The sequence below is a fragment of the Streptomyces jumonjinensis genome (assembly GCF_009600885.1).
Taxonomy (GTDB): Bacteria; Actinomycetota; Actinomycetes; order Streptomycetales; family Streptomycetaceae; genus Streptomyces; species Streptomyces jumonjinensis.
This window is the reverse complement of record NZ_VCLA01000120.1, coordinates 71156-93424: the sequence shown is the minus strand read 5'-3', so window position 1 is coordinate 93424 and position 22269 is coordinate 71156. Positions and strand designations below refer to the sequence as shown.

General features: G+C 71.1%; 21 protein-coding genes and 1 pseudogene. 7 read left to right on the top strand and 15 right to left on the bottom strand.

The window, feature by feature from the left end:
• On the top strand, positions 1–886 hold an 886-nt coding region (locus FF041_RS37865), incomplete at its 5' end, for an MSCRAMM family protein (RefSeq protein ID WP_267133194.1).
• Between the two features lie 175 nt (positions 887–1061).
• Positions 1062–1808, top strand: a complete 747-nt coding sequence (locus FF041_RS14190) for a L,D-transpeptidase family protein (protein ID WP_153523188.1) — start codon at positions 1062–1064, stop codon at positions 1806–1808.
• Between the two features lie 64 nt (positions 1809–1872).
• Here the strand turns inward: FF041_RS14190 and FF041_RS14185 are convergent, their stop codons facing one another.
• Positions 1873–2520, bottom strand: a complete 648-nt coding sequence (locus FF041_RS14185; protein WP_153486358.1) for a TetR family transcriptional regulator — start codon at positions 2518–2520, stop codon at positions 1873–1875.
• A 330-nt stretch (positions 2521–2850) separates the two neighbouring features.
• On the opposite strand from FF041_RS14185, the gene FF041_RS14180 reads away from it, so the two are divergent.
• Positions 2851–5250: an outer membrane protein assembly factor BamB family protein gene (locus FF041_RS14180; RefSeq protein WP_153523176.1), complete on the top strand. Its 2400-nt coding sequence runs from the start codon at positions 2851–2853 to the stop codon at positions 5248–5250.
• Between the two features lie 84 nt (positions 5251–5334).
• Here the strand turns inward: FF041_RS14180 and FF041_RS14175 are convergent, their stop codons facing one another.
• Complete coding sequence (locus tag FF041_RS14175) at positions 5335–5529, bottom strand: DUF397 domain-containing protein (protein WP_153523175.1); 195 nt, start codon at positions 5527–5529, stop codon at positions 5335–5337.
• 11 nt (positions 5530–5540) lie between these two features.
• Entirely contained in the window at positions 5541–6392 is an 852-nt protein-coding gene (locus FF041_RS14170) for a helix-turn-helix domain-containing protein (protein ID WP_153523174.1), read from the bottom strand.
• A 535-nt stretch (positions 6393–6927) separates the two neighbouring features.
• Here FF041_RS14170 and FF041_RS14165 point away from each other — a divergent pair.
• From FF041_RS14165 to FF041_RS14155, 3 genes are all read left to right on the top strand, one after another.
• Positions 6928–7866, top strand: a complete 939-nt coding sequence (locus FF041_RS14165) for a radical SAM/SPASM domain-containing protein (protein ID WP_323391856.1) — start codon at positions 6928–6930, stop codon at positions 7864–7866.
• 97 nt (positions 7867–7963) lie between these two features.
• Positions 7964–8674 (top strand): RIO1 family protein, encoded by a 711-nt coding sequence (locus FF041_RS14160; RefSeq protein WP_228388196.1) that lies wholly within the window; start codon positions 7964–7966, stop codon positions 8672–8674.
• A gap of 279 nt (positions 8675–8953) precedes the next feature.
• Entirely contained in the window at positions 8954–9658 is a 705-nt protein-coding gene (locus FF041_RS14155; protein WP_153523172.1) for a hypothetical protein, read from the top strand.
• 72 nt (positions 9659–9730) lie between these two features.
• On the opposite strand, the gene FF041_RS14150 is transcribed toward FF041_RS14155, so the two are convergent.
• The 3 genes from FF041_RS14150 to FF041_RS14140 are packed head-to-tail and all read right to left on the bottom strand — an operon-like array spanning position 9731 to position 12091.
• On the bottom strand, positions 9731–10507 hold the full coding sequence (locus FF041_RS14150; RefSeq protein WP_153523171.1) for an enoyl-CoA hydratase/isomerase family protein: 777 nt from the start codon (positions 10505–10507) through the stop codon (positions 9731–9733).
• Positions 10504–10941, bottom strand: coding sequence for a Zn-ribbon domain-containing OB-fold protein (locus FF041_RS14145; protein ID WP_153523170.1), 438 nt, complete (start codon positions 10939–10941; stop codon positions 10504–10506). Before FF041_RS14145 ends, FF041_RS14150 begins: the two co-directional genes overlap by 4 nt.
• Position 10942: 1 nt before the next feature.
• Positions 10943–12091 (bottom strand): lipid-transfer protein, encoded by a 1149-nt coding sequence (locus tag FF041_RS14140; RefSeq protein ID WP_323391851.1) that lies wholly within the window; start codon positions 12089–12091, stop codon positions 10943–10945.
• A 91-nt stretch (positions 12092–12182) separates the two neighbouring features.
• On the opposite strand from FF041_RS14140, the gene FF041_RS14135 reads away from it, so the two are divergent.
• The gene (locus FF041_RS14135; RefSeq protein WP_153523169.1) at positions 12183–13742 is read left to right on the top strand and encodes a FadD3 family acyl-CoA ligase; all 1560 of its coding nucleotides are present in this window, start codon (positions 12183–12185) and stop codon (positions 13740–13742) included.
• A 56-nt stretch (positions 13743–13798) separates the two neighbouring features.
• On the opposite strand, the gene FF041_RS14130 is transcribed toward FF041_RS14135, so the two are convergent.
• From FF041_RS14130 to FF041_RS14095, 9 genes and pseudogenes are all read right to left on the bottom strand, one after another.
• Positions 13799–15025 (bottom strand): cytochrome P450 family protein, encoded by a 1227-nt coding sequence (locus FF041_RS14130; RefSeq protein ID WP_153523168.1) that lies wholly within the window; start codon positions 15023–15025, stop codon positions 13799–13801.
• Positions 15022–16296: a cytochrome P450 family protein gene (locus FF041_RS14125; RefSeq protein ID WP_153523167.1), complete on the bottom strand. Its 1275-nt coding sequence runs from the start codon at positions 16294–16296 to the stop codon at positions 15022–15024. Before FF041_RS14125 ends, FF041_RS14130 begins: the two co-directional genes overlap by 4 nt.
• A complete protein-coding gene (locus FF041_RS14120; protein WP_153483175.1) occupies positions 16293–16922 on the bottom strand; it encodes a GTP-binding protein in 630 nt (209 codons plus the stop codon). Before FF041_RS14120 ends, FF041_RS14125 begins: the two co-directional genes overlap by 4 nt.
• Complete coding sequence (locus tag FF041_RS40325) at positions 16897–17274, bottom strand: DUF742 domain-containing protein (RefSeq protein WP_323391855.1); 378 nt, start codon at positions 17272–17274, stop codon at positions 16897–16899. Before FF041_RS40325 ends, FF041_RS14120 begins: the two co-directional genes overlap by 26 nt.
• Positions 17275–17379: 105 nt before the next feature.
• Positions 17380–17484: pseudogene (locus FF041_RS40755) on the bottom strand (DUF742 domain-containing protein); the annotation flags it as partial.
• Complete coding sequence (locus FF041_RS14110) at positions 17481–17912, bottom strand: roadblock/LC7 domain-containing protein (RefSeq protein WP_153483177.1); 432 nt, start codon at positions 17910–17912, stop codon at positions 17481–17483. The gene FF041_RS14110 and the pseudogene FF041_RS40755, both read right to left, overlap by 4 nt.
• The gene (locus FF041_RS14105) at positions 17909–19510 is read right to left on the bottom strand and encodes an ATP-binding protein (RefSeq protein WP_153523165.1); all 1602 of its coding nucleotides are present in this window, start codon (positions 19508–19510) and stop codon (positions 17909–17911) included. The genes FF041_RS14110 and FF041_RS14105 overlap by 4 nt, the downstream gene beginning before the upstream one ends.
• Positions 19511–20123: 613 nt before the next feature.
• Complete coding sequence (locus tag FF041_RS14100) at positions 20124–20411, bottom strand: hypothetical protein (protein ID WP_153523164.1); 288 nt, start codon at positions 20409–20411, stop codon at positions 20124–20126.
• Between the two features lie 255 nt (positions 20412–20666).
• Positions 20667–22269, bottom strand: a 1603-nt coding sequence (locus FF041_RS14095; protein ID WP_153523186.1) for a tetratricopeptide repeat protein, incomplete at its 5' end; no start/stop codon positions are given.

Below are 22269 nucleotides of genomic sequence, written 5' to 3'. Positions count from 1 at the left end.
CGAGTGCACGCGTACGGTCGCGACGGGTACGTACTACTGGCGTGAGACCGCCGCTCCGGCGGGTTACGACCTGCCTGCCAACCCCGTCTTCGGTCCGCTGGTCCTCACCAACGAGAACGCCTCGCAGGGCGTGACCGTGACGGCGGAGAACACTCCGACCGTGCCGGTCACCGGCGATGTCACCGTCGTCAAGGAGGACGCCGACACAGGCGCGACCCTCGCCGGCGCGGTGTTCCAGCTGTGGGAGGAGACCAACGGAATCCCCGGTCTCCAGACCATCGGCATCAACCCGGACACCACCGTCAACGGCCCGTCCACCACGGGCGCGAACGGCGTGTGCACCCGGACGGTCGCGACGGGTACCTACTCCTGGCAGGAGACGGCCGCACCCAGCGGCTACGACCTGCCCGCCAACCCCGTCTTCGGTCCGCTGGTCCTCACCAACGACAACGCCTCCCAGGGCGTGACCGTGACCGCCGAGGACACCAGGACCCCGGCGGTCAAGGGGAAGATCACTCTGCACAAGACCGACGCCAAGAACGGCCTCGACCTGGCCGGTGCGGTGTTCGAGCTGTGGGAGGAGACCAACGGTGTTCCCGGTCTCCAGACCACGTCGTCGGGCGGCAACCCCTCCGACACGCCCATCGGAAACGGCTGCTCCACGGACGCCCAGGGTGAGTGTCTCTTCGAAGGCCTTAACACCGGGACGTACTACCTGCTGGAGACCGACGTACCCGAGGGCTATGTACTGCCGGAGAACCCGGTGTTCGGCCCGATCGTCATCACCGAGGAGAACGCCGCTGACGGTGTCAGCGTCGATGTCGCCAACAAGCGCGGCGAGCCCGGCAAGGGCAAGGGAGGCAAGGACAAGCTCTACCAGAGCTGATCCCCCGACCTCCTGAGATTCCGTGAGGACGCGGACGGGCTCCCCAGCCCGTCCGCGTCCTCCGCGTCTTCACCGGTTTGACCCGCGGGCACGGCGTCGTACGAGAGAACGGCGTCGTACGAGAACGGAGCACGGAATGCGGACCACCCCCACCCCGACGCCCGCACCACGGCCGATGGCACGGTCAGCGGTCCGGCCGGTGATACGGACAGCGGTACGGCCCGCGGCACGCACCGCGGTACGACCTGCTGCCCGCACCGCGGCCCTCACGGCAGTGACCCTGGCCCTGGCGCTCACCCTGGTCACCCCCTCCGCCGCGCGTGCGGAGACGTGCACCGCGAGGACGGGCCCCTATCAGCGCCCCCTGGAGGAGTATCTGAAGCTCCCGGTCGACGGGGTCCAGTCGACGGCCGACTGCCAGGCCATCCGCGCGTTCCAGAGCGCGAACGCCATCGAGCCGGCGAACGGGTACGCCGGTCTCGCCACCTACCGGTGGATGGTCGCCCTCAAGGCCCGCGCCGACCCGAACGCCGAGGGCGAGTGCCCCGTCCGCAGCTACCGCGTCACCTGCGTGGACCTCGACCGCCAGGTGCTGTGGGTCCAGCGGGACAGAGAGGTGATCTTTCAGCCCGTGCCGATACGCACAGGGCGGGACGCCGAGGAGACCCGGCTCGGCTGGCACTCGATCTACTGGCGCAGCCGCGACCATGTCTCCACGATCTATGAGAACGCGCCCATGCCGTACGCCCAGTTCTTCGACGGAGGCCAGGCCCTGCACGGCCGTCTGGACGATCTCTACGACGGCGGCGGCTCCGCGGGATGTGTGAATCTGCGTCTGTCGGACGCGGAGAAGCTCTGGGATCTGCTGGCGCTGGAGGACCAGATCTACATCTGGGGCGTCAAGCCGGGCACGGACGGCTGACACCGCCCCGGCTCTGCCCCGGCTCCGCCCTCTGTGGAGCGGGGATCCGCGGGGTCGCGTGTCCCTACTTCGTCGGCTTCCGGCCCGTGATGCCGAGGTGCACCAGCAGCGCCAGATTCGGCTTCAGCTCGGCCTGCTTCACACCCCAGGCGGTGAACCCCTTCTGGTGCGAGGCGACCGCCGCCAGCATCGCGACGATCGAACCGGCCATCGCGGCGGGGCTGACGTCCTTGTCGACCCGGCCCTTGGCCTGGAGCCCCTTCGCCGCCTCGGTGAGGGAGTTGGTGACGGAGTTCAGGATCTTCATACGGATCTTGTAGAACCGCTTGTCGCCCTCCGCGGCCCCCAGGTCCACGACCCGGAGGATCGCGTCATGGCGGCGCCAGAAGTCGAGAAAGCCCTCGACCAGGTCTTCCGAGGCCTGCCAGGCGGCCTTTCCGGTCCAGCTCCGCCCGGAGACCAGCGCGGTGAGACCCGCGCCCTCCTTGGCCATCTCCTCCGCGAGTTCGAGGACGGCGCCCTCGACGTCGGGGAAGTACTGGTAGAAGGTCGCGGGCGAGGTGCCCGCCTTACGGGCCACGTCGATGACTTTGACGTCCCTGTACGGCGACGAGCTGAGCATCTCGCTGAGGCAGTCGAGCAGCTTCTGCCGCGTCGCCTGGCCGCGTCGTCCGGCCACGCGGCCGTCGACAGTGCGTACTTGTCCTGTCATGCCGTCAGCTTACCGACGGGTGATCCCGGCGCGATTCGGCCGACTGCAAATGGGGTGCGGCCCCGGCTCAAGCCCCCCAGCAGTCTAGTGATCAAATGTTCGAATATATCCCGCCGTGATGCCCGTGGCAGCCGGTCCGCCCTCTTGACATGGGACGACGGCCGACTCCGCCGCGATGGAGCGGGCTCTGCGCCCGAATCAGGCCGAGACACCCCGATCCGCCCCCGGGGTTTCGCAACCCTAGGGTTGTACAGGGAGAATCAGGGCGGGTACCGCCGCTGAGGGTCTCAGGGGTGAGACAGGGCCCGTACGGGGAGGTGGCAGGCAGGTATGGAGCAGCTGACGCAGCACGATCCCAGGCGGATCGGGCCGTTCGAGGTGCTGGGCCGGCTCGGAGCCGGGGGCATGGGGCTGGTCTATCTGGCCCGGTCGGCGTCCGGCCGCCGGGTGGCGATCAAGACCGTACGCACCGAGCTCGCCGAGGATCAGCTGTTCCGTGTCCGCTTCACCCGCGAGGTGGAGGCCGCCCGGGCCGTCAGCGGCTTCTACACGGCGGCGGTGGTGGACGCCGACCCGAGGGCCGCGGTGCCGTGGCTGGCGACGGCGTATGTCCCCGCCCCCTCCCTTGAGGAGATAGTGAACGAGTGCGGGCCGCTCCCGGCACGGGCCGTGCGCTGGCTCGCGGCGGGCATCGCCGAGGCACTCCAGTCGATCCATGGCGCGGGACTGGTCCACCGCGACCTCAAGCCGTCGAATGTCCTGGTCGTCGAGGACGGCCCGCGGGTCATCGACTTCGGCATCGCGTCCGGGGTCTCCAACACCCGGCTGACCATGACCAACGTCGCCGTGGGCACCCCCGCGTACATGTCCCCCGAGCAGGCGCGCGACTCGCGCAGCGTGACCGGGGCGAGCGATGTCTTCTCGCTCGGCTCCACCCTTGTCTTCGCGGCCACCGGCCATGCGCCCTTCCATGGCGCGAACCCGGTCGAGACCGTGTTCATGCTGCTGCGCGAGGGCCCCGATCTGGAGGGCCTGCCCGCCGAGCTGCGTCCGCTGATCGAGGCGTGCATGCAGACCGAGCACGGTCTGCGCCCCTCGCCGGAGGACCTCCAGGCGCAGCTCGCCCCCCATCTCTTCGCCTCCGGCGGCGATGACAGCGGCACGGCGTCGGCCTGGCTGCCGGGCCGGGCGACGGCGATGATCGAGCAGCGGCGCGGCGGCGGCCGGACCATCGCGCCGGTCGGACCCGCCGCCCCGCCGCACCGCGGACCGCAGCCGCCGCAGCCGCCGCCGATGCCGTCCTCGCCGCCGAGACGCGCCCCCGAGTGGGGCTCGGGCCAGCGGCCGGGGGCCGATCCCCGGACGAGCGTGCCCGTCGCGGCCGGTCCGGTACGGCTGCCGGGGGTCGATGTCCCGATCGGCCCCGGCCCCCGGGTGGCCGACCCCGCCCGGGCCGCGGTCGCCGAGGCGGCCCCGGCCACCGGCTGGATCCGCCCTCCGGCGGGCGCCCCGGGACACCCGCCCGCCCCAGGACACGCGCCCGCCCCGCAGGCCCCCGCGGCCCCCGTACCCCCGCCCGCGTCTCCGCCGGACGGCCCCGCTCACTGGCGGCCGTGGCGCTTCCGGATGTCGAACGACGTCTGGGGCACTCCGGTGGTCGCGGGCGATCTGCTGTACGTCACCTCCTTCGAGGTCCACGCGCTGGACACCGGCACCGGCCGGCGCCAGTTCAAGACCAAGGACGTGGCGTGGGCGATGGCCGTCGACGGCGGACGCATCCACGCCTCGGACGGCCCCACGCTGTACGCGCTCGACGCGGTGGGCGGCCAGGAGCGGTGGCGGCTCCAGGCGGACGCCTGGGTGTACTCCCTGAAGACGGCCCGCGGCACGGTGCTGACGGGGACGCGCGGCGGCGGCGTACAGGCGTGGGAGGCGTCCAACGGCGAGAAGCTGTGGGAGGTGACCGGGGCGCAGACGGACTTCGAGACCCCGGAGGCCGGACCGGTCATACACGACGACACGGTCTACGTCTGGAAGGACGCCAGGCTCCGCGCCCTGGAGGCGCGTACGGGTCATGAGCGCTGGTCCTACCCGGTCGGCGACGCGGCGTCCTGCGGCAGCGTCCCGGTCCGGGTGCACCCCGCGCCGGACGGCCATGTCTATGTCTCGGCGGGCGCCCGGGTGCTCGCGATCGATGTCGCGAGCGGGCTGGTGCGCTGGCACTTCGAGGCGCCGGCGGTCTTCCTCTCCCCTCCGGCCTTCGCGCCGGGCCCGGCGGTCACGGGCGGCGGGGTGTATCTGGCGGACTATCTGGGCACGGTGTACGCGCTGGACGCGCTCACCGGGAAGGACCGCTGGCGGATCGCGACGGAGTCCCGCCAGTCGATCGAGCCGGTGCTGGTCACCGGCGGCAATGTGCATGTGGGCAGCGGGAGCGCGCTCTACACCCTGGACGCGGTGACGGGCACTCCGATGTGGCGCTTCGCGGCGGGCGGCGAGGTCGTCGGCGCCCCGGTGGTCGCGGACGGCCGGGTCCACTTCGGCTCGGCGGACCATGTGCTGTACACCCTGGACGCGGCGGGCGGCCAGCTCCGGTGGAAGCTGGCGACGGGCGGCGAGATCACGGGCTCGCCGGTGGCGAAGGGCGGCGTGGTCTACGCGTGCAGCAAGGACCGCTGCGTCTACGCCCTGGACGCGGTGAAGGGCACGGCGACGGGCCGCCCGCGCTAGCCGGTACTCGTACCCGTCCCGTACCCGGCAGCGGGCCGCCGCTGCCGGGTACGGGTACGGCCGTCGGCTCCGCTGCCGGGGCACTCAGATCAGGTGGTCGAACTCGCCTGCCTTGACGCCTTGGACGAACGCGGCGAACTGATCCGGCGTCATGGTGATCTCATCGTCCGGACGCTGGCTCTCCCGCAGATGTATGGCGGTGCCTTCCCGCTTCGCCTGCACGCAGTTGTTGCCGCCGCCGCCGCAGTAAGAGGACTGCTGCCAAGCCTTGTCCGGCATCTCATGCCCCTTCAGAGAGAGCGCGCGATGCCTCGGATGACGTCGCGCGACTTCTTCTCGCTCAGGCTACGGTCTTCCATCGCCGCCAGAAGATCGCGATAGGCGTTGAGCGGCGCCTCCGCGTCCAGGAGCAACGGCCCGTGCGCGGAGTCGAGATGTACGGTGTCGAGCCGGGGCATGGGCCCTCCGGCCAGCAGCACCGCCTGCCCCGATCCCGCGAAGCCGTCGGCCTCGAAGGTGAGTACGCGTATGGTGCACCCCGGCCGCTCGGAGAGGGCGAGCAGGTGCTCAAGCTGCTTGCGCGCCAGTTCGGGTCCGCCGAACCGCATCCGCAGGGCCGCTTCGTGCACCACGGCGGTGAAAGCCGGTCCATCCTCGGCGTCGAGGATCTGTGCCCGTCGCAGCCGGTGCGCGATCCTTACCTCGGCATCCTCTGCCGACATCCGGGGGAAGCCGAACTCGAAGACGGCGCGCGCGTAGTCCTCGGTCTGGGCCAGCCCCGGCAGATGCGCGATCTGATACGTACGGAGGAACGTCGCGTTGCGTTCCAGCTCCGTCAGATCGAGAAAGCCGGCCGGGAGCACGCCCCGGTACTCCTCGTCCCAGCCCTTGGTCCGATCCGTGGCCATCGCCACCAGCGCGTTCACATACTCCCGGTCCGTACACCTGTAGGCATCGGCCAGGGCACGCAGCCGACCGGACCCGACCCCGAACCGCGCCGTCTCCATATGGCTGATCTTCGTGTGGTCGATGCCCAGGATCGACGCGGCTTCTCTCGCGTTGATCCCGGCCGCTTCGCGCATCTTGCGCAGCTCCGCGCCCAGGCGCCGCTGGCGCGCGGTGGTGACGGTCCGTGGTGGCATGGGGGCAAGTCTCCCTCGTACGAGTGATCCGATCCGTGCGGATCTACTTTGTTCCGGGTATAGGTAGCTATGTTGTTCCGCTGACCAGCCGCAGTGTGCCCAGGTGAGGGCAGCCACTGGCGGCCGGGTCACGGCGGCGGCAGGCCCGATTCCCTCCGACGTCGGGAGACGGGCGTGCACCCTTCACTGGCCTTACCTCGTTCAACGAACCTCGCTCCATTCCGTGGCGTACGGCTGCGCACGGACGTGGGGTGTGTCCCTCCTGGGCGCGCGGCGGCGGCCCACGGGGAAGGCCGTCTGGTTCGAGATCGCGGTCCGGGAGGGGGCCTGAGAACGGGCCATGGGACCACGGGAGCGCGAGCTCCATGGGCCCCGAGGGCGAAGGCCGCAGGGGCGGTCCACCGTGGCATCACGGCTGGTCCGGATCGGCCGACGGTGCGGCGACGCTCAGCCGGAATTGACCGGTTCTTCCATTCCGCAGGCAGACCGACTGATTCACAGTGGCGGAGTCCGAAATCCAAGGGGGAAAGGCCGCATGATGACGACGACCACGGAAGTGCAGCCGGGCGGCGGAGCAGCCGTGCCCCGGCTGCTGTGGCTGGACCTGACGCGAAAGTGCCAGCTCCACTGCGTTCACTGCTACAACGCCTCTGGACCGGACGGCTCCCACGGTGCCATGACTCGCGAGGACTGGATCAGCGTCCTGGACCAGGCCGCCGCAACCGGCATGACGCACGTGCAGTTCATCGGCGGGGAGCCGACCATGCACCCTGACTTCCCCGCGCTGCTGGATCACGCGCTGGCTCTCGGTCTGTGGTCGGAAGTCTTCAGCAATCTGGTCCACGTCCCCGACATGTGCTGGGACCTGCTCCAGCGTCAGGGCGTCACCCTCGCCACGTCCTACTACTCCGACCACGCCGGTGAACACGATGCCATGACCGGCCGGCGCAGCCACACACGTACCCGGGCGAACATCGCCAAAGCCGTCAGCCTCGGTATCCCGCTCAGGGCGGGCGTCATCGTCGGCGGCAGCGCTCAGCGCGTCGCCGAGGCGCGGCGGGACCTTGAATCCCTGGGCGTGACCAGAATCGGAGTCGACCATGTCCGCCGGTTCGGGCGAGGCGCACAGGACGAGGCCCCGGAGGCCGCGAGCCTTTGCGGCCGGTGTGGCTCGGGGAGGGCTTCGGTCGGCCCCACGGGTGATGTGGCGCCATGTGTCTTCTCCGGTTGGATGAGTGCCGGCAACATCCGTGACACTGCGCTGGCCGATATCCTCGACGGTGCCGCCATGGCCGAGGCCAACCGGTTCATCCGTGGCGCAGTCGGCAGAGGTGACTGCGGACCCGATCAGGAGCCTTCCTGCTACCCGGACAACGCTCCGTGTCAGCCCGATCAGAACCCGATCGTCCCATGCGGTCCGGACCAGGAGTGCACTCCTGGCTTTCCGAGTGACCCATGCGGCCTGTACAGGTGAGACGCCCATGACCCGTGACCCCGGCCCCGAATTCTGGGCGCGCGTTCATCCCCATACCGGAGACGTGATCGATGTCCGGCGCACAGAGCGCGGGGCGATGTCCGATCTCACGGCCGTGGTCCGGTGTGAGAAGGGCTCCTTCTTCGTCAAGGCGATGCGGAACCGGCCCGGCGGGCGCCGGGACTCCATCATCCGCGAGAAGTCGATCAACCGGTTCGTCCGGCCGATCTCCCCGGCTCTGCTGTGGTCGGCGGAGGACGAGGAGTGGGTTGTCCTGGGCTTTGAGGCCGTCAACGGCAGAGAGTCGGACTTCCGGCCCGGCGGAACGGATCTGCCGGCAGTCGTCGGACTGCTCAACAGGATCGGGGAACTCGATGTACCGGACGTCGCCCGGGACTGGACGGAGACGCGGTGGGATCGGTTCGCGACCACGGATGCCGAGACGGAGCTGTTCCGGGGGGACTCACTGCTGCACGCGGACATCAATCCGTTCAACCTCCTCGTCGGGGATCACACCGTGTGGGCCGTGGACTGGGGCTGGCCGACCCGAGGCGCGGCGTTCATCGACGTGGCCATGTTCACCGTGCACCTCGTAGCGTCAGGGCACACCGCCGAAAGCGCCGAGTCCTGGGCGGACAGGTGCAGGGCGTGGGAGAAGGCCGACGCGCGGGCCGTCGACGCCTTCGCCGCCGCGACCGTGCGGTTGTGGCGCGAGATGGTCGAGCGGAAGCCCGATGTGCCCTCCCGCAAGGCCATGCACGAAGCCGCGAGGGAGTGGGCGGCTCACCGGGGCGTCACCGTCGTGTGAAACCCGTTCCGGATGTGCCCCGGCCTCCGGGCGGGGCGCGTGCCGGTCCGCCCTCTCGTGCCAGGCGCGGGGAGGGCTTGGCGGCGAGGTCCCCGGTGCTGCCCCCCCGCCAAGCCGTGGCCTCCGATGGCGGGGTTCCCGCGGCTGGCGTAGCGTCGGTGGCGGCGGCCGCCGTCCCGATGCCCTTCCGTGCCCGGAGCGACGGCCGTCCATGTGGGGGAGAGTCGGCCCCTCCGGGGCGTAAAGAGGCTGGTAGGGGCATCGGATAAGGTCCCGATCATGGCCGAGCACCCCTGGTTCGAGATCGAAGACCTCGAAGAAGACGACCTCGAAGGCGACGGCGCCGAGGAGGACGACCTCCGCGTCACCCCCATCGAGCAGGACTTCCTCGACCTGCTGAAGAAGCACACCGAAGCCTGGGCCACGCCCGATGTCGGGAGCGGGATCGACCGTCTCGACGACGAGGAGACGCTGCTGGTCTTTCTCTCGCTGAGCGACACCGCCTGGCCGATGAGCCTGTTCGACTTCGGCGTCCATCTCCGGGGCAACCGGGTGCGGGGCGACCGGCTGCACAACCAGCTCTACTCCCTGCCCGACGAACCCACCGGCTGGGCCCTGGACACCACCGGCACCAACGACGAACTCGCCCGCGCCACCGCCGACTGGATGCGGGCGATGCTGCGCAGACCGCTGGTGCTGTACGCATGGGTGCACGACGGCAGGGCCTACGCCGCCCGGTTCCTCTTCGCCGACGACGACGAGACGATCTGCCAGCTGTACGACGAGAAGTCGGCCCCGCCGGGACAGACGGCCGCGCTGCGGGCCGCCGGGCATGTGCGCGGCAAGGGCTGGCTCCAGACCCGGGGCCTCCCGGCGCCCGACTTCTACCAGCATGTACGCGGTGATCAGGACGCCGCCGTACTGCCTGCCGGGGCCCGGCCCACCGAGCAGCGCGGCGCGATCCGGGGCGTCTGGTACCAGTGACCGCGCCGGGCCACGAGTGACGGCGCCGGGCGTCCCCGGCCGGTGGACCCCGAGCCCCGCCCCGGCCGGGGCCTACCGCACCCGGTACGCCCCGCTCCGCCCCCCGAACAGCTCCCCCTGCTCCTCCGTCCCCAGGCTCCCCAGCGCGATCAGATGCGGGGCCAGGGCGAACGCCTGTGCCCGTGCCGCCTCGCCCGCCGCCCAGACCGCCCGTACCGTCCCCTGCACCGCGCCGGTCGGATACGACGCCACCACCGCCGCCGCCCGCACCGCGGCCCGCACCGCCTCGCCGGGCGCGGCGAGTTCGGAGACCAGACCGGTCTCGTACGCCCGCGCCGCCGACATCCGCTCCGCCGTGCCCATCAGCGCCAGCCGCGCCGCCTCCCCGTACGGCATCCGCTGCGCCAGATACATCGACTCGTACGCGCTGACCATCCCGTAGCTCGTATGCGGGTCGAAGAAGGTCGCCTCGCGCGAGGCGACGGTGAACTCGCACTCGCCCAGCAGATAGAACGCCCCGCCGCAGGCCATCCCCTCCACCGCCGCCACCACCGGCTTCCAGAGGTCGTTCGCCTTCGGGCCGATCGCGATCAGCGGATCGTCGATCGAGTACGGGGACGGCGGCTGCCGCACCTCCACCGAGCGGTCGATCCCCGTGCAGAAAGCTTTCGTCCCGGCGCCGGTCAGCACGATCGCGCGCACCGCGTCGTCGTAGCGGAACTCCCGCCACACGGCTGCCAGCCCTGCGGCCATCTCCAGATCGATCGCGTTGTGCTTGGCGGGCCGGTCGAGTACGACCACGGCCACCCCGCTCTCCCCGACCGCGTCCGTCTCCACCCGGACGCTCATGCCCGCTCCAGCAGCCAGCGCGGCAGCCGCAGCCCGCCGTCCCGCGCCTCGGTGAACGCCGCCTTCACCGCTGCCCCGATCCGCAGCCGGGCCGGATCGACCGAGTCCAGCGGGGCGTCCGCCGCCGCGACCACATTGCCCACCAGCCGGATGCGCGGTGCCTCGGCGAGCTCCACCACCACCGCGTTGTACGGGGCGAACTCCGCGTACCCGGGCAGCAGCGGCGGATGCGGCACCACGAACGACCAGATCCGGCCCCGCCCGCTCATCCGGCGCCACCCGCTGTCGAAGGACTGGCAGTGCGGACAGCACGGCCTCGGCGGAAAGCGCGGCTCGTCGCAGGCGGCGCAGTACTGGACGCGCAGTTCGCCCCGGGCCGCGTACTCCCAGAACGGCGCCCCGTCGTCGTCGGGGACGGGATCGAGCAGTGCCATCTCAACTCCTCAGCAGTACGGCCGATGTGGGCACGCCCTCGCCCGCCGTGACCAGACAGGTGGCGGCGGACGGGACCTGCGCGGTGGAGGTGCCGCGCAGCTGTCTCACCCCCTCGGTGATGAGGTTGAAGCCATGGACGTACGCCTCGCTCAGCCCGCCGCCCGAGGTGTTCAGCGGCAGCCGTCCGCCGATCTCCAGCGCGCCGCCCTCCGTGAAGGCCGCGCCCTCGCCGCGCCCGCAGAAGCCGTACCCCTCCAGCGAGAGCGGGATGAGCGGGGTGAACGCGTCGTAGATCTGGGCCACGTCCACGTCCTCGGGACCGAAGTCGGCCGTCTTCCACAGCTGCCGGGCGGCCGTCCAGGCGGGTCCGGCGAGGGGGTCGTCGTTCCAGTAGTTGACCATGCCGTGGTGCTGGGCGGGCAGCCCCTGCGCGACCGAGTGGAGATAGACGGGCCGCCGCCGGCAGTCCCGGGCCCGCGCTGCGGAGACGAGCACACAGGCCAGCGCGCCATCGGTCTCCAGGCAGTTGTCGAAGAGACAGAGCGGCTCGCTGATCCAGCGCGAGGTCATATACATGTCGCGGGTCAGGGGCCGCTCGTACATCATCGCCGCCGGGTTCTGATTGGCCCGGTTGCGGCAGGCGAGCGCCACATTGAAGAGATGGTCGCGGGTCGCCCCGTACTCATGCATGTACCGCCGTGCCAGCATGCCGATCTCGTCGGCGGGCCGCAGCAGCCCGAAGGGCCGGGTCCACTGGGCCGGGGTGGGCAGCTGTACGGCCGTGTTCCGCCAGGGCCGGGGCCCGCTGCCGCGTTTGCGCGAGCGCCAGGCCACCCCCACGCCCGCCTGCCCGGTCGCGATGGCGGCGGCCAGATGGGCGAGAGTGGCGCAGGAGCCGCCGCCGCCGTAGCCGACCCGGGAGAAGAAGGTGACGTCGCCCGCGCCGATCGCCTTGGCGATCTCGACCTCGTCGGTCTCCTCCATGGTGTACGAGGCGAAGGCGTCGACCTCCGACGCGGCGATCCCCGCGTCGTCGAGCGCGGCGGTGATCGCCCGGCAGGCCAGGGTCTTCTCGGATTCGGGGAGCTGTTTCGCGAAGGCCGTCTGGCCTATCCCGGCTATCGCCGTCGCGTCCTTGAGACCGGGCACGGGCACCTCCGCCGTTCGATCCCTACTGCTGACAGCGCGTCAGGCTACAGCTAATCTGACGCTTAGTCAGCTACCGAGCGGGAGGGTTTCCATGCGCGGCGACCTGGAGTGGGGCACCATCGGGCGGCTGGTACGGGACGCCGCCCGCCGGTACGCGGAACGCGAGGCGGTCGTCGAGGGCCGCACCCGGCTCTCCTACGCCGAACTCGGCGCGCGCGTCGAACGCGCCGCCGCCGCGTGCATGGCCGCGGGCGTCGACCGGGGCGACCGGGTCGCGATCTGGGCCCCCAACACCCTCGACTGGATCGTCTCCGCACTCGGCGCGGTCACCGCGGGCGCGGTCCTGGTGCCCCTGAACACCCGCTTCAAGGGCGCCGAGGCCGCCGACGTCCTCCGCCGCGGCCGGGTACGGCTGCTCTTCGTCACCGGAACCTTCCTCGGCGCCTCCTATGTCGCCGCCCTGCGCCGCGCCCGGACCGAACTCCCCGAACTGGAACAGGTCGTCGTCCTCGCCGACAGCGCACCCGACGAGTACCGCACCTGGAAGGACTTCCTCGCGGGCGGCGACCCGATCACCCCGGCCCAGGTCCGCGTCCGCGCCGACTCGGTCGACCCCGCCTCCCCCTCCGACATCGTCTTCACCTCCGGCACCACGGGCCGCCCCAAGGGAGCGGTCATCAGCCATATGCAGACACTGCGCTGCTACGGCGTCTGGAGCGAACTCGCCGGACTCCGCGAGGGCGACCGCTATCTGATCGTGAACCCCTTCTTCCACACCTTCGGCTACAAGGCCGGAATCATCGCCTGCCTGATGCGCGGCGCGGTGATGGTGCCCCAGCCGGTCTTCGACGCGGACACGGTCCTGGCGAACATCGCGGCCGAGCGCATATCCGTACTGCCCGGACCGCCCGCGCTCCATCAGTCGCTCCTCGACCACCCCACCCGCGAGCAGCACGACCTCTCGGCGCTGCGCCTGGTGGTGACGGGCGCGGCGGTGGTGCCGCTGCGGCTGGTGGAGCGGCTCCGGGGCGAGCTGGGCATCGAGACCGTACTGACGGCGTACGGCCTCTCCGAGGCGAGCGGCATCGTCACGATGTGCCGCAGGGGCGACTCCCCGGAGACGATCGCCACCACCTCCGGGCGGGCGATCCCCGGCACGGAGCTGCGCGTGCTGGCGGAGCCGGGGCAGCCGGGGGAGGTGCTGGTGCGCGGACACCATGTGATGCGGGGGTACTTCGAGGACCCGGAGGGCACGGCGGCGGTGATCGACGAGGAGGGCTGGCTGCGCACGGGGGATGTGGGGGTGCTGGACCCGGCCGGCAATCTGCGGATCACCGACCGGATCAAGGACATGTTCATCGTGGGCGGGTTCAACGCCTACCCGGCGGAGATCGAGCAGCTGATCGGCCTGCACCCGGAGATCGCGGATGTGGCGGTGGTCGGGGTCCCGGACGCGCGGCTGGGGGAGGTGGGGATGGCGTATGCGGTCCGGCGGCCGGGGGCGACGGTCACCGAGGGGGATCTGATCGCCTGGGCCCGCCGGGAGATGGCGAACTACAAGGTCCCCCGGCGGATCGAGTTCCTGGCGTCGCTGCCCCGCAACGCGAGCGGCAAGGTCCTGAAGACCGCCCTCCGCGCCCGCCGCCCCTGACGCCTCCGGGGGCCACGACCTCCGGGGACACCGGCCCCTGACACCCGACCGCCGGCTCACCCCAGCCGCACCGGTATCTCCTCCCACCCGTACGCGATGAACGACGGCACCTGCCGCAGCCCCCCGCCCCCCGCCGCCAGCCGCAGCCCCGGATAGCGGCCGAACAGCGCGGGCAGCGCCGTCAGCGCCTCCATCCGCGCCAGCGGAGCGCCGATGCAGCGGTGGACCCCTATGCCGAAGGAGAGATGGTCGTCCGCGCCACGCCCCGCGTCGAACTCCGCCGCGTCCGCGCCGTACTGCCCCGGATCCGACCCCGCCGCCGCGAAGGTCGTCAGAATCGCGTCCCCCGCCGGAATCGTCACCCCCGCCACTTCGATGTCCGAGACCGCGAACCGCAGCGGAAGGTTCGCGATCGACGGCCGCACCCGCAGCACCTCGTCGATCACCGAGTCCCAGGAGATCTCCCCCGCCCGCACCGCCGCCAGCTGCGCCGGATGCCGCAGCAGCTCCACGACCGCGTTCCCGATGAGGTTCACCGTCGTCTCGAAGCCCGCGCCGATCACCAGCAGCAGCGTGTAGACGAGCTCATCGCCGCTCAGCCGGTCCCCGTCCCCGTCCCGGACCCGGATCAGCTCGGTGGTCATGTCATCGCCCGGGTGCTCGCTCTTATGGGCGATGAGCGCGGGCAGCACCGTGCCGATCCGCTCCTGTACGTACGCCGCGTGCTCCGGGCTCGGATCGGAGGTGTTGATCAGGGCCGCGATCGTGTCGACCAGATCCGGGCGCATCGGGTCCGGCACCCCGAAGAGCTCGCAGATCACCCTTATGGGCAGCGGCTGCGCATACGCGGTCCGCAGCTCCGCCACACCGTCGGACGCGGCCCCCTCCAGCGAGGACAGCAGCTCCCCGGTGATCTCCTCCACCCGTGGCCGCATCGACTCCGTCCGCCGCGCGGTGAAGCTCGGCGCCACCAGCTTGCGGAGCCGGGTGTGATCGGTCCCGTAGGACGAGAGCATGTTGACCACTCCCACCCAGCCCATGATCCAGCTCCAGCCCGGGTGTTCGGCGACCTCGTCGAAGAGCGACCAGTGCCTGCGCGGGTCCTTGCTGACGCGCGGGTCCAGGATCAGGGCGCGCAAGGTGTCGTAGCGGGTCGGCGCCCAGGCGGGGACGCCGCCGGGCAGCTCGACGGGGACCACCGGGCCCAGCTTCCGCAGCCGCGCGGCCTCCGCGAGGATGTCGGTGCCGAACGGGTCGATGGATATGGCGGACGGCAGGCTCATTCGCGCTCTCCTGACTGATCGGGGGTACGGGCGGTGAACCGGACGGGGAACTGTGTCAGCGAACGGTGGAACGGCCCCGGACGCCAGGTCAGCCGCTCCCGGGGGATCACCGGATCGAGATCCGGCAGCCACTGCGTCAGCCGCTCGATCGCCTCGGTGGCGATCAGCAGGGTGTGCTGCTTCACCGGGCACGCGTGCGCCCCGGCCGACCAGGACAGATGCGAGGCGTCGCCCGGGTGGTGCGCGCCCCGGGACTCCTTCTCCGCGAAGTAGGCCAGCGCGCCGTACGAGACGACGACCGGCACGGCGGCCTGTATCCACACGCCATGGAAACTGAGCGGTCTGCGGGCGTAGTGGATGCCGTAGTTCGCCAGCGGGGTCTCGTACCGCAGCACCTCCACCACCGCGTCCATCACCGGCCGCGAGCCGCTGGTGAGCGTCGTGTAGTACGCCGGGTTCCCCAGGATGCGGGAGAGCGCGTTGGAGACCAGATTGGCGGTCGGCTCATGACCCGCGCCGAGGGTCATGAAGACCTGCCAGGTGACTTCCTCGGGGGTGAGTCCCAGGGGATGGTCGAGGAGCCAGCTGGTGAGGTCGTCGCCGCGTTCGGTCAGTTTGGCGGCGATGAGTTCGAGTACGTACTTCCCGTACTCCACCTCCGCCTGCGCCGCCCGCTCCGTCCCCTCGATCATCTGCGCCATGGAGTCGGTGAGGCGGTCGCTCTCGCTGTCGGGCAGCCCGAAGAGGTTGTTGAAGATCAGCCCCATCAGCGGGCGGCAGAACTCGGAGACGAGATCCGCGCTTCCCCGGGGCCCGAAGCGGGAGACCAGGATGTCCACGGCCCGGTGCACCCGCTCGCGCAGATCGTGCGGCTCGACCAGGCTGACGGCGTCGACCAGGGTGCGGCGGTAGCGGATATGGGCCTGGCCGTCCGCGAAGAGGATGTTGGGCCGCCAGCGCATCATGCCGAGGATCGGGGAGTCCTCGGAGACCGTGGCCTCCCAGGGGCGCGGGTCGTGCGACCAGATCTCGGTGTCGTGCAGCAGATCGAGGGCGGCCCGCCGGTCGACGACGACATACGCGAAGATCCCGGGGGCGAGCTCGGCCCAGCCCACCGGGCCCTGGGACCTCAGTATCTCGTAGTAGGCGTGCGGGTCGACGGCGAAGCCGTCCTCCCAGAGCCGTACGGGGGCGGAGATGGCGGGCACGGCGCCCGCCGAGCCCGCCGGGTTCACCGAGTGCGGCGGGTGCGGCGGGTGCGGCGGGCTCATCGGGGCGCCCTCCGCATGCCGGCCGCCGCCCCGCCCCGTCCCGCCCGGATGAGCAGATGCTGGACCAGGGAGCTCAGCGCGTCGACGGAGGCATGGGCGTCCCGGGCGTCACAGGCGATCATCGGGGTGCCCGGGTCCAGATCCAGCGAGGTGCGCAGCTGTTCCTCGGTGTACTGGCGCGAGTCGGGGAAGGTGTTCAGCGCGACCGCGTACGGCAGCCCCGCGTCCTCCACCAGCCCCAGCACCTCGAACGAGTCGTCGATACGGCGGGTGTCCACCAGCACCAGCGCGCCGAGCGCGCCATAGGCGATCTCGGCCCAGAGCGAGCGGAACCGCTCCTGCCCGGGGGTGCCGAACAGATAGAGGACGATCCCCCCGTTCAGGGAGATCCGCCCGAAGTCGATGGCGACGGTGGTCGTGGTCTTGTCCCGCACACCGGCGAGGTCGTCCACCGCTACGGACGCCTCGGACAGCTGCTCTTCGGTATGCAGCGGCCGGATCTCGGAAACGGAGTCGATCAGGGTGGTCTTGCCGACCCCGAACGGGCCTGCGACCAGGATTTTCACCAGTTCGCGGGCGCTGTCCGGCAGGTGCAGGCCGCTAGAGCTTGAGGGCGCGGAGGCCATCGGCGACTCTCTCCAACAGATCAAGGTCGGGCTGGGCGGCATACGGGATCGGCGGGCGAGCGCTCACCAGTCCCAGGTCGATCAGGTGCGCCGCGAGGACGCGTACGGCGGAGACGGGCAGCGCCAGCACGGCCGCCGTCTCCACCACGGTGAGCGATCCGCCGTCCAGCGTGCCCAGCAGGGTGCGCTGGGCGGCGGGGAGATCGCCCGGGACGGGCGGGGCCGCGCCCGGGGTGTGGCGTGGCCGCCGGACCTCCTGACGTGCTTCGGCGCGCGGCTGCCGCGGGTCGTGGCGTACGGCGGGTTCTGCCCGTACGCCGGAATCCGTCCGTACGCCGGGTTCTGTCCGCACGGCGGGTTCTGTCCGTACGCCCGGGGGGGCGCCGGGGTCCGGTAAGGGCGGCCCGGCGCCGCCGGACGGTCCGGCGGCGCTCTCGCCCGGGCAGATCGTCAGTCCGGTCAGCACCGAAAGACGCTCCAGGCTGTTCCGGCTCGGCCGGGTCTTTCCGCCGGTGGACACATATGCGGGGACCAGGGGCCGCCCGCTTCGGCGGCCGGTCATGGCGTCGTGTGGCCACTGGCTCCCCGGGGTGCGGCTGCCATCGCCTTCTCGCCGAGCCGGGCCACTTGGGAGTGGACGCGGTGGGCGAGCAGATCGAGCCGTACCTCGGGATCGCCATAGGCGGCCACACAGGTTCCGTGGGTGGTGGGCGCGACCAGGATGTAGCCGTGGTCGGATTCGACGACCACTTGGCGTACTTCCGCGCCGTCCTTGTCCGCGAAGGCCGCGGCGGCCGTGCGGCAGGCGCCCTGCACGGTGCTGGTGATGGCGGCGACCCGCTCGGCGGACGCCTGGGAGAGCCGGTCGGAGTAACCGGAGACAAGGCCGTCCCTGGTCAGCAGGACGGCGGCGCGGACATGGGGGATTTCCAGAATCGGGTCGAGCACCCACGCGGTATCGCCGGTGTCGCGGGAGGTGCGGCTGGTCATCGGGGGTCGTTCCCTTCGGGGTCGGCTGCATTGCGTGCGGCTGCGGTCCCGGCCTGGAGCGCGCCGAGCGCGGCGGCGGCCTCTTCGGGAGTCCGCGTGGCGGGCTGGGGGCGGGCCTGGATCTCGGAGGGGGGTGCGGCGGCGTGGAGCCGGCGGCGGCGACGGGGCAGCGCCTCGTCGTCGGGGGCGGGCACGGGGTCGTGGGTGATGGCATCGGAGAACGGGGCGAGCGAGGGGGAGGGGGAGATTCGGGCGGGGAGGGCCTCCGGAGCCGCCGGTCCGGGGAGCGGCGGCGCCGGGGTCACCGGGCGGTGCGGCGCTCCGCTGGGCAGCGGTTCCGGGTACGCGGCCCCTCTCGGTTCCGGGTACGCGCCCCCTGTCGGCACGGCCACGGGCACGGAAGGCGCCTGGGCCGGGAGTCCGGCCGGTCCGCCCGGGGCGACGGGCGCCCCCGGCGGTCCGGCCGGTCCGGGGACCCCTGTGGTGAAGGGCTCCGGCAGGGCCGCGTTCCCGCGGGTGGAGTGCGGCGCGCTCGCCGCCTGGGGGCGCTCGGCCGGGTCGATATGGCTCAGCAGATGATTTCTCACCAGCAGTACGGCCCGTACTCCGCCGTAGGGAGAGGGCGAGGACAGATCCACCGACAGATCGAACTGCCGGGTCAGCTGTCCGATCGCGGCCAGTCCCATCCGCGGCGGGTCGCCCAGCTCGGACAGGAGGATCGGATCGCTTCCGGCCACCATGCGCTGGGCGTAGGACCGTTCGTCCGCGGCCATGCCCACACCGGCGTCGTCCCTGGTTACGGTGACGCCGTGGTTGGCGCGCTCCAGATTCACCGCGACGGTCGTGTCGGGCGAGGAGTGCCGCAGCGCGTTGTCGAGCAGTTCGGCGACGATGATCGCGACCGGTTCGACGGCGTGCGAGACGAGGGCGGTGCCGTTCTCCAGATGGTTGCTGATGTGCACCCGCTGATAGCCGATGAGACGGGACTGTCCGCCGGTCACCGCGTCCACGAGATGCGACTCCTGGCGGGCGAGCCCCACCCACGCGCCGCAGACGACGGCGGCGACCTGGGCACGGCGCAGGGACTGTTCGTTCTCGTGGTCGAGTGAGTAGAGGGTCTGGGAGAGTTCGGGGTCGTCGTAGCGCTGCTGCAGTCCGCGCAGGACGTCCTGGAGACGGTAGAGCCCGGCCTGGATCTCACGGGTCGCCCCGCGCATCCCGGCCCGGGCGGCGGCGTCGACCCGTTTGCGTTCCTGGAGCATCGCCGCGGCGACGCCGTCGAGGGCCGCGTCCAGAGCGGCGCCGAGTTCACCGTCCGTGAGTTCGGGGTCGAGTGGGCCGGGTACCTGCACATGAGGGTGGGCGGCTCGGACGGCGGCGGCCGGAATGCGCTGCTGTGCCAGAGGGACGACTTCGGCGGAGTACGCCCGTACGGCACGGGCGGTCTCCTGCCGGACGGCGTCCAGCCGGGTCCGGAGGGAATCGATCTCCTCGCGCTGCCGGGCCGTTTGGCGACGGGAGCGCATGAGTTCACTTCCGATGTAGAAAGCCAACAGGGTCCCGGCGGCGACGATGGCCAGATCCGGTATCTCGATCATCGAATAGACCTCGGGGGCGGTGGGGGGTGAAGTCGTCTGGGAAACGACCCGCCCAAGTACACACCGTCATCAAGTGATCGCGGGGGGTTTTGCTCGAAGAACTTGTGTCGCTCCGACATCTGCCGGACAGTTGCGCCCGATGTCCCTGATGGAGCGTCAGAGGGGTGTCGAGGCAGTGGTGACATGGTGTGGGACCGCTGATCGGGAGTGCGGAGGCGGACGCGCAAAGGCCGCGACGGCTCCCCTCCGTGCCGTCGCGGCCGTACACCATCGGGTGAAGTCCCGATCAGTCCTTCGCTTCCAGATCATCACTCAAAGTTATGACTCTCCCCCGGGATTCGATGATCTGGACCGGACCTTCAGCTCAGATATTCAGCTGAAGTCCTTTTCGTTTCAGGGCCTTTTAGGCCCGGTGCGGCGGTGATCCGACAAACCCTGGTTCCCCGGGCCGTGAACCCGGCTTCTCCACCGTGCGCGGACCGCGGTCCGGCCTGAATAGCGAGGGAGAAGCCGGGTGTTTCCGGAGACCTGCCGGGGCGTGAGCCGAATTCCGTTCCCCCGTACGGCTCACGGGGCTCCCGGCTCCGGGACCGGCCCTGAATCCGGTCCCGGGTCAGCTCGCCACGGGAGCCGAGGTGTAGCTGTCGTCCTGGGGCTTGGCGGGCTCGCTGTCCGTGATGATCCGGGGCGGAGCCGGGTTGTAGTTGTCCGTGGTGATCACGGCCGCCTCGGCGCCGGGACCCTCGGTGGTGCCGAGGCCGACCGGCGCCACCGGGTTGTAGTTGTCCTGCGGCTTGGCGGGCTTGCCGGGCTTGCTCTCCCGGATGACCCTGGGCGGAGCCGGGTTGTAGTTGTCCGTGCTGGTGACGTCCAGGGTGGTGTCGTTCTCGGTGTCGCTCATTCTGTCCCCCATGGGATTTTGCTGTACGTGAAACTTAAACTATGAAGCAGAAACAGCCTTCCGCCCGGAGACTCCCCCGAGGGTCGCCGGACGGAAGGCCGTGGATCTCCACCCGCCCCCCGGCTGGGTGAAGGTCCCTCATCGATCCGTCTGCCCCCCGACGCGGCGGATTGACTGCACTGAGCATGTCGGATGCCCATAAACATTCGATGAACGTCCTGGAAGAAAGCTGTCACAGAGTGCTGGGGCACCGCCTCAGACGGCGCTGAGGGGGTCGAGCAGCCCGCGCACTTCCTCCGCTTCCGCCGACCCCTGCTGCTCGTGCAGCGTCAGCGCCTCCTGCCAGCAGGCGCGTGCCCGGTCCGCCTGGCCGAGGGTGGAGAGCGCCCGGCCGAGGGTGATGAGGACCCTGGCGCGCATCTGGTCGCCGCCGATGAAGCCTATGGCGAGGGCCTGTTCGGCGTGCTGGGCGGCCCGCCCGGCGCGGAGGGCGGAGAGATGCGCCTGGGCGATCCGGAAGTAGGTGGTCCCCTCCCAGAGCCGCTGCCGGTTGGCCTCGAAGCCGTCGAGGGCGTCATGGAGCTGTTCCAGGGCCTCCTCGTGCCGTCCGGCCTCGGTCAGGGCGACGCCGAGCGTGTAGTGGGCGTTGGCGAGCCGCATGGTGAGCCCATGGCGGTCCAGGATCTCCAGCCCCTGCCGGGCGAGGTCGATCGCGGGCTCCTTGTTGCCCATGAAGAGATAGAGCCGGGAGAGATTGCAGAGGGCGCTGGCCTCGCCCGCTCCGTTCTCGTCCGCCCGGGAGTCCTGGATGGCCTGCCGCAGATAGCGTTCGGCGTCGGTGTGGCGGCCCTGGTTGGTGGCGATGATGCCCCGGTCGTTGTTGGTCCAGAAGACGGGGGCGGGGTCATCGGCCCGGCGGGCGTACCGGGCGGCCTGCTCGGCCTGCTCGTCGGCTTCCGCATAGCGTCCGGCCATCAGGTGCACACTGCTGAGGACGGTGTGGGCGCGGCCCCGGGCGCGGGCGTCGCCGACCGAGCGGGAGGCGGCGAGCGCGGCCCGCGACGCGGACGCGTACTGCTTGGAGTTGGCGCCGGACTCGGCCAGGTCCTTGGCGGCCCACAGCAGATCCACGGCCCGCCGCAGCCTGCCGCCCACCAGGCTCTGCTGGGCGAAGGCCAGCACGCAGTGCGCCTCGGTGTAGAGCCAGTCCAGCGCCTCGTGGCGGCCGGCGAAGGACAGCCCCTGATGCTCCACCGGCTCCAGAAGGCGCGGCAGCGGATCTCCCGGATGAGTGAGGGCGTAGACGCGGGTCACGGTCGCCAGATAGAAGTCGAGCAGTCGCGAGAGGGCTCCTTCGGTCTCCTCGGGCCGCTCGTCGCGCTCGGCGCAGGAACGCGCGTAGAGGCGTACGAGATCGTGGTAGCGGTAGCGGCCGGGTGCGGCGGACTCCAGCAGGGAGGTGTCGACCAGGGCTTCGAGGAGGTCCTCGGTGGTCTGGGGCGGCAGGGCGAGGGTCGCGGCGGCGGCGGCGAGGGAGATGTCGGGTCCGTCGGCGAGGCCGAGGAGGCGGAAGGCGCGGGCCTGCTCGGGCTCCAGCTGGCCGTAGCCCAGCTCGAAGGTGGCCTTGACGGCGAGGTCGCCGGCCTGGAGCTCGTCGAGCCGGCGGCGCTCGTCGGCGAGCTTGGCGGCGAGCACGGAGACGGTCCAGGTGCGCCGGGCGGCCAGCCGGGACGCGGCGATCCGGATCGCCAGCGGCAGGAAACCGCAGGCCGCGACCACATCGAGCGCCGCCTCCCGCTCGGCCGGCACCCGCTCTTCGCCCACTATCCGGGTGAACAGCTGAAGCGCCTCCTCCGGC